General features: G+C 62.3%; 7 protein-coding genes and 2 tRNA genes. 8 read left to right on the plus strand and 1 reads right to left on the minus strand.

Going from position 1 to position 6,647, the window contains the following annotated elements:
* Window positions 1–13 precede the first annotated feature (13 nt).
* The 8 genes from DXD48_RS09420 to DXD48_RS09455 all read left to right on the plus strand — a co-directional run bounded on the left by DXD48_RS09420 (window position 14) and on the right by DXD48_RS09455 (window position 6,050).
* Complete coding sequence (locus DXD48_RS09420) at window positions 14–1,231, plus strand: glycosyltransferase family 4 protein (protein WP_117564979.1); 1,218 nt, start codon at window positions 14–16, stop codon at window positions 1,229–1,231.
* Window positions 1,224–2,273, plus strand: coding sequence for a selenide, water dikinase SelD (selD, locus tag DXD48_RS09425; RefSeq protein WP_117564980.1), 1,050 nt, complete (start codon window positions 1,224–1,226; stop codon window positions 2,271–2,273). The genes DXD48_RS09420 and selD overlap by 8 nt, the downstream gene beginning before the upstream one ends.
* Before the next feature lie 60 nt (window positions 2,274–2,333).
* A complete protein-coding gene (yedF, locus tag DXD48_RS09430; protein ID WP_117564981.1) occupies window positions 2,334–2,960 on the plus strand; it encodes a sulfurtransferase-like selenium metabolism protein YedF in 627 nt (208 codons plus the stop codon).
* Between the two features lie 19 nt (window positions 2,961–2,979).
* Entirely contained in the window at window positions 2,980–3,231 is a 252-nt protein-coding gene (locus DXD48_RS09435) for a DUF3343 domain-containing protein (protein ID WP_117564982.1), read from the plus strand.
* Complete coding sequence (locus DXD48_RS09440; RefSeq protein WP_117564983.1) at window positions 3,228–4,367, plus strand: aminotransferase class V-fold PLP-dependent enzyme; 1,140 nt, start codon at window positions 3,228–3,230, stop codon at window positions 4,365–4,367. Before DXD48_RS09435 ends, DXD48_RS09440 begins: the two co-directional genes overlap by 4 nt.
* Window positions 4,368–4,443: 76 nt before the next feature.
* Window positions 4,444–5,802: a branched-chain amino acid transport system II carrier protein gene (brnQ, locus tag DXD48_RS09445; protein ID WP_117564984.1), complete on the plus strand. Its 1,359-nt coding sequence runs from the start codon at window positions 4,444–4,446 to the stop codon at window positions 5,800–5,802.
* 91 nt (window positions 5,803–5,893) lie between these two features.
* Window positions 5,894–5,970, plus strand: a tRNA-Pro gene (locus tag DXD48_RS09450).
* Between the two features lie 6 nt (window positions 5,971–5,976).
* Window positions 5,977–6,050 (plus strand) — tRNA-Gly (locus DXD48_RS09455).
* A gap of 211 nt (window positions 6,051–6,261) precedes the next feature.
* Here DXD48_RS09455 and DXD48_RS10140 read toward each other — a convergent pair.
* The coding region (locus DXD48_RS10140) for a hypothetical protein (RefSeq protein WP_158548977.1) at window positions 6,262–6,647 on the minus strand (386 nt) is incomplete at its 5' end.

Genomic DNA, 6,647 nt, shown 5'->3' on the forward strand with positions numbered 1-6,647 from the left:
GGTGTACCGCGACATGCGCATCCTCAATATCTCGGCACAAAAACCAGATAGCACTGGCAGCGGCACCTACCTTGCCGCGCTCGTACGCGAGCAGATCGAGACGGGGCATCGCGCCGCCGTGCTTTGCGGCGCGGCACCGGGTGATACCCAAGGCGAGCTGGACCGGCGTGCTGCCGTGTTTGCCGTACCGTTCGAGTCGCCCGAGCTGCCGTTTCCCATCTGTGGCATGTCCGATGTCATGCCCTATCCCTCCACACGCTATCGTGATCTGACGCCTTCGATGCTCAAGGCATTTGAGCGGGCATTTGCTGCTGCAATCGATCGAGCGGTGACTGAGTTTCGGCCCGATCTGGTGCTCTGCCATCACCTGTATCTGGTGACCGCATTGGCGCGCGAGTGCGTCCGAGGCGTGCCGGTTGTTGCCGTGTGTCATTCGACCGACCTGCGCCAGCTGCGTTCGCATACGCTCGAACGCGATCGCATCGTAAGTGCGGTTCGTCGGCTCGATGCCGTCTTTGCGCTCCATGCTGAGCAGGCTGAGCAGATTGACCTGGTGTGCGGCGTCGATGCCGATCGCATCCACGTGATTGGGACGGGCTACGACCATCGCGTCTTCTGCCGCGATGCAAGCGTAGCGAGGCAGCCGGGATCGCTTGTGTACGTGGGCAAGATTTGCTTTAAAAAGGGCGTCGAGTCGCTGGTTCGAGCTGTGTCATTGCCGATTGACGATGGCGTCCGCCCATCTGGCTTGGTACTTGTGGGCGGCCGCGGGGACGATGCCGAGTACGCGCGTATCGAGCGCTTGACCGCGGTCTCGGATGTGCCGGTGACGCTGGCGGGGCGCCTGGATAGCGATGGGCTCGTGCGTGCCTACCGCAGTTCCGACGTCTTTGTGCTGCCTTCGTTTTACGAGGGTCTGCCGCTCGTGACGATCGAGGCCCTCGCGTGCGGCTGCAAAGTTGTGGCGACCGATTTGCCCGGCGTTCGTCCCTGGATGGAGGCGATGCTTCCCGGTGCTCCCGTGACGTGGGTGGCGTCGCCGCGTATGACGGATGTCGACACGCCCGTGGCGGCCGACCTTCCGTTGTTTGAGCGCGCACTGGCAGATGCTATCGCGCAGGCGCTTGCGGCGCCGCTTTCGACGTTCGAGCCGTCGGCGGTCTCTTGGGAAGCGTGCCTGGCGCGTATACTTAAAGTCGTTGATTTGTTGGAAGGGGGTTCGTATGGCTAAGGACACCATGAGGCTCACGTCCATGACGGCCGCGAGCGGTTGAGCCGCTAAGTTGGCTCCTGGAGCCCTCGCCCAGGTCTTGGGCGACTTACCCAATGTGCATAACGACAACCTGCTCGTGGGGTTCGATACCTCCGACGATGCGAGCGTCTTTCGCGTTGGCGACAACTTGGGTCTCGTGCAGTCCATCGACTTCTTCCCGCCGATGGTCGATGACCCGTTTCTGTTTGGCCAGATTGCCGCGGCCAACTCGCTGTCGGACATCTACGCTATGGGCGGGCGGCCGAGTCATGCCATGAACCTGCTCTGCATACCCAGCTGCCTGGGTGTTGAGGCTGCTGGCCAGATTCTGGCGGGTGGCGCCGACAAGTGCGTCGAGGCGGGCTGCGCCATCGCGGGTGGCCACACCATCAACGACGACGAGCCCAAGTACGGCCTGTCCGTGAGCGGTTTTGTGCCACTCGACCGCATGCTCGCCAACAGCGGCGCGCGCGTGGGCGATGTTCTGCTGCTGACCAAGGCGATCGGCTCGGGCATCATCACCACGGCCATTAAGGGCGAGCTTATCGAGCAGGATGAGGCCTGTCCGATGTGGAACTCGATGCGCACCCTCAACGAGGCCCCGATTCGCCTGGCCGAGGGACTCGAACTTCACGGCTGTACCGACGTCACGGGCTTTGGCCTGATTGGGCATGCGTGCGAGATGGCCGAGGGCTCGGGCGTGCAGATTGAGCTTGCATCGGGGGCGGTGCCGCTCTTTGACCAGGTGCTCGACATGGCGCGTCTTGGCATTATCCCCGCCGGCGCCTACCGCAACCAGGACTTCTTTGGCCCGCGCGTGGCGGCCGACGATGACCTGGAGCCGGGCATGCTGGATGCGCTGTACGATCCGCAGACCTCGGGTGGCCTGCTCATCGCGGCGCCTGCTTCCGATGTGGATGAGCTTGCGTGCCGTCTGCATAACGAGGATCGTATCGCTGCCGTTATCGGTCGCGTGTTCGAGGTAGCGCCGGGTGGTCCTGCCGTTCGCGTTGTGCGTTAAGAAAAACTGTCTATGCGACCGCCCGTCTATCCGGGCGGTCTCTTTCGAAAGGATGTAGCTATGTCTACTAAGATTGAAGTCAACGCCATGGGCGATGCCTGCCCGCTGCCCGTCGTCAAGACGCTCAAGGCGCTCAAGCAGCTCGATGGTGAGGGCGTTGTCGTGACCTCGGTCGATAACGAGACCGCCGTCAAGAACATCTCCAAGATGGCGCAGGAGAAGGGCTGCACGGCCTCGGTCGAGAAGATCTCGGACGCCGAGTGGCACGTGACCGTCACGACCGCGGGTGCCGTGGCCGTTGCGGACCCCGAGCAGGATGGCGCTGCCTTCTGTGATGCCAGCGCCGGCAAGGGTGGGCTCGTCATTTCCGTCTACACCGACTGCATGGGCCGTGGCGACGACGAGCTGGGCCACAAGCTCATGAAGGCGTTTATCTTTGCCGTGACGCAGCAGGAGGAGCTGCCCGCGACCATGCTGTTCTACAACGGCGGCGCCAAGCTTACCGTCGAGGGCTCGCCGGTGCTCGATGACCTGAAGGGCCTGGCGGAGCAGGGTGTCGAGATTCTCACCTGCGGCACCTGCCTCGATCACTTTGGCATTAAGGATCAGCTCGCGGTGGGTGAGGTCACGAACATGTACGTGATCGTGGAGAAGATGGAGCAGGCCGTGCGCGTCGTGCGCCCGTAGCGTATTGGTTGGAGTTGCCATGAGGGAGAAGCGCCCGGCGCTTGTCATCACGTTTCCCACCACGGCGGCCGCCATGGGCTGCGAGACCCTATGCATCGAGCGCGGCCTTCCCGGGCGAACGATTCCCGTGCCCGGGGAGGTCGCTGCCGGCTGCGGTCTGGCGTGGAAGGCGTTGCCTGCCGATGAGGAACTGCTGCGCGCCGAGCTTGCCGCAGCGGGCATTCCCACCGAGGGCTATACCGTGATTGATATGTGGGAGGTCGTGCGATGATCTATCTGGATAACGCGGCGACGACCATGCACAAGCCGCAGACGGTCATCGATGCCGTGACGCAGGCGATGTGCTCGCTCGGCAATGCCGGGCGCGGCGCCACGTCGGGTGCCCTCGATGCCGCTCGTACGATTCACGCTTGCCGTGCCAAGCTCGCGCGCCTTTTGGGTTGCCCGAGGGCGGACCATGTGTGCTTTACGCCCAACTCCACGGCGGCGCTCAACACCGCCATCAACGGGGTGGTGCGTCCCGGCGACCATGTGGTCACAACGGTGCTCGAGCACAACTCCGTGCTGCGTCCGCTCAACCGCCTGGCGGCAGAGCAGGGTGTGACGGTTGAGCATGCGGGTTGCGACGCGAACGGCGCGCTCGACTACGACGAGCTCGAGCGGCTAGTCACGCCCGGTACGCGTGCCGTGGTGGTGACGCACGCCTCAAATGTGACCGGCAACGCGGTCGACATTGCGCGCGTGGCGGCCATGGCCCATGCGGCCGGTGCGCTGGTGATCGTCGATGCCTCTCAGTCTGCCGGCACGGCGCGTATCGATATGCATGCCATGGGGCTCGACATTGTGTGCTTTACCGGCCACAAGGGGCTCATGGGACCCCAAGGCACCGGCGGCCTGGCCGTGGCGGAGGGCATTGACGTGTCTCCGTGGGCCATGGGCGGCACGGGCGTGCACAGCTTTGACCCACTGCAGCCACTTGAGTGGCCCACGCGCCTGGAGGCGGGCACGCTCAACGGCCACGGCATCGCGGGACTTTCTGCCGGTCTCGACTTTATCGAGGCGCAAGGCGGGGTCGAGGCGATTACGGCGCATGAGCGCTCGCTTGCAGAGCGCTTCCTCGCCGGTGCTCGCGAAATCCCCGGCATTGCGCTCTACGGTGCGTTTGACCAGCCCGTGCGCTCGGCGATCGTCTCACTCAACGTGGGTGATATCGACTCGGCCGAGATCTCGGACGCGCTCATGCAAGGGTGGGGGATTGCGACGCGCCCCGGTGCCCATTGCGCTCCGCTCATGCACCGTGCGTTAGATACCGAGCGCCAGGGTGTCGTCCGCTTCTCGTTTGGGTATTTCAACACGACCGAAGAAGTCGACACGGCTATCGATGCTCTGCGCAATTTAGCCTGCTAAAGCTGCTGGACCGTTTATACTTGCGGGACGGGTATTTTGCCCGTCCCGTTTTTGTTTCGACCCGAAAGGTGTGCCTATGGCTTCATCCGCCCCGCGCGGTCTGCGTTCCGACCATGTCGTTACCGTCGGCATTGCGCTGTTCTCGATGCTCTTTGGCGCCGGTAACCTCATTATTCCGCCGCTGCTGGCGCTGCAGGCAGGTTCTGCCACGCCGGTTGCCATGATCGGCTTTTTGATTGCCGCTATCGGTCTGCCCGTTATGGGATTTATCGCCGTCGCGCTCGCTGGCACGGCCCGAGAGCTGGCCGGGCGTGTGCATCCTAAGTTTGGCGAATTCTTCGTTGCGGCGGTCTACCTGGCCATCGGTCCGTGCCTGGCCATTCCGCGCACAAGCTCTACGGCGTTCGAAATGCTGGTGCCGCTGCTACCCGAGGGCGTTTCGCTCGGCACGGCACGTCTGGTGTTTGCCATCGGGTTCTTCGTCGTCGCGTTTGCGCTCACGCTACGTCCAGGCGTCATCACGCGCGTGCTCGGCCGCATTACGGGCCCTGCGCTCATTGCGCTCATCGTGCTGGTCGTGGGTGCTGCCGTGATCTCGCCGCTGGGACCGGCTGCCGCGCCGCAGGCCCCTTACGATGCAGGCGCCGCTGTGCAGGGCTTTCTGACTGGCTATCAGACCATGGACCTGCTCGCGTCACTTGCCTTCGGCATCATCATCGCCGAGACCATCCACGAGCTGGGTGTTACCGATGACAAGCGCGTGGCCTTCGAGATCTCGCGTTCCGGTGTTATCGCCGGCGTGCTCATGGCCATCATCTACTGCGGCTTGGGCCTTGCCGGTATGCAGCTCGGCACCGTGATGCCCGACGCTACCAACGGCGCCGCCATCCTCGCCCGTTCGGCCTCCATGCATTTTGGGCTTGCCGGCACGGTCGTGGTCTTTGCGATCTTTTTCCTCGCCTGCATGAACGTGTGCATCGGCCTCATCAGCTGCTGCTCGCGTTACTTCTGCGAGACGTATGTGGTCGAAGGGGGAGCGGAGGCCTCCGAGGAGGCCATGCGCCGTCCCTTTGCGGTTCTCGCCTTTGTGTTCGCAGCGTTTTCGTGCGTGCTCTCCAACGTGGGTCTCGATGTGATCCTCATGTTCTCGGTGCCTATGCTCAACGCCTTGTATCCCGTTGCCATCGTGCTGGTACTGATGGGCCTGGTGCACGGCTTTTGCGACGCTCATCCGCAGGTGTGGGTCTGGGTTGGCGGTGTGGTTGCCGTGCAGAGCGTGATCACCTCGGTCCGCGACGCATTCTTTGCGGGCGCGTGGTTGCCGTTCGATGCGCTGCCGCTGGCGGATATCGGTGCCGCGTGGGCGCCGGTTGCCGTGGTGGCATTTGTGATCGGTCTGCTCCATAGTCGTTTTGTCGCACATTCGAGGAGCTAAGGCATCAATGCTTGCACAGGCGGGGAGTCTCCCCTATAATTTCCTTCGCTTTGGGACACGCAAGGTTTAGACCTTAGCTGCTCAACACCTTCGGGACGTGGCGCAGTTTGGTAGCGCGCCTGCTTTGGGAGCAGGATGTCGCAGGTTCAAATCCTGTCGTCCCGACCATATCTTGCGGGCGTAGTTCAATGGTAGAACCCCAGCCTTCCAAGCTGATGACGCGGGTTCGATTCCCGTCGCCCGCTCCATAAGATAGATGAATGGCTCTGGTTCCTTTTGGGACTAGAGCCATTTTCATATACATGCCGGGGACCCCACATCCCCTCCTAAGTTGCGGTGAAATAGTTCCTGGATTAGCCGCAAAAGCTGTTATCCAGGAACTATTTCACCGCAACTTATTGAGGCCGAGCGGCCTGGGTCGATGATGGGTTCTGTTGTCGAGAAGATGAGGGCAGCCTGTCAGGAGTCTGCGTAGGGTTTTGTGGTTGGTATACCGTAACCGCGCATCATGGAGCCGAACGCTTTGACATCGTAGGTGTCTGAGAGCTTGAAATGAATGACGTTGTGGCCCATGGCACGCAAGTTCGCGTCGCGCATGAGGGCAGCTCGATAGGTTTTTGCCGCAGTATGTTCCGGATCATTTTGGGCATCGTCCTCAAACTTGCCTAGTCCATGCAGCTCAGCCAGCATCCAAGAGCCGTTTGGCATCTGCCAGCCGTAATCTGCCAAATAATAGCCGGCGTTTCCCGGTCGAGTGATTTCAACCTGAAGTTCGGGAGCGGCAACTCCCGCCAGAATCGGTGACGCATAATTTCTTTCGCAAATTGACAACCGCATAGCGGAAC

The sequence above is a fragment of the Collinsella sp. TM05-37 genome (assembly GCF_003436455.1).
In the GTDB taxonomy this organism is placed as follows: Bacteria; Actinomycetota; Coriobacteriia; order Coriobacteriales; family Coriobacteriaceae; genus Collinsella.

Coding starts and splice junctions, on each gene's coding strand:
- DXD48_RS09435 (WP_117564982.1), top strand. CDS start 2,980: ATGAGGGAGAAGCGCCCGGCGCTTGTCATCACGTTTCCCACCACGGCG.
- DXD48_RS09420 (WP_117564979.1), top strand. CDS start 14: ATGCGCATCCTCAATATCTCGGCACAAAAACCAGATAGCACTGGCAGC.
- DXD48_RS09440 (WP_117564983.1), top strand. CDS start 3,228: ATGATCTATCTGGATAACGCGGCGACGACCATGCACAAGCCGCAGACG.
- brnQ (WP_117564984.1), top strand. CDS start 4,444: ATGGCTTCATCCGCCCCGCGCGGTCTGCGTTCCGACCATGTCGTTACC.
- yedF (WP_117564981.1), top strand. CDS start 2,334: ATGTCTACTAAGATTGAAGTCAACGCCATGGGCGATGCCTGCCCGCTG.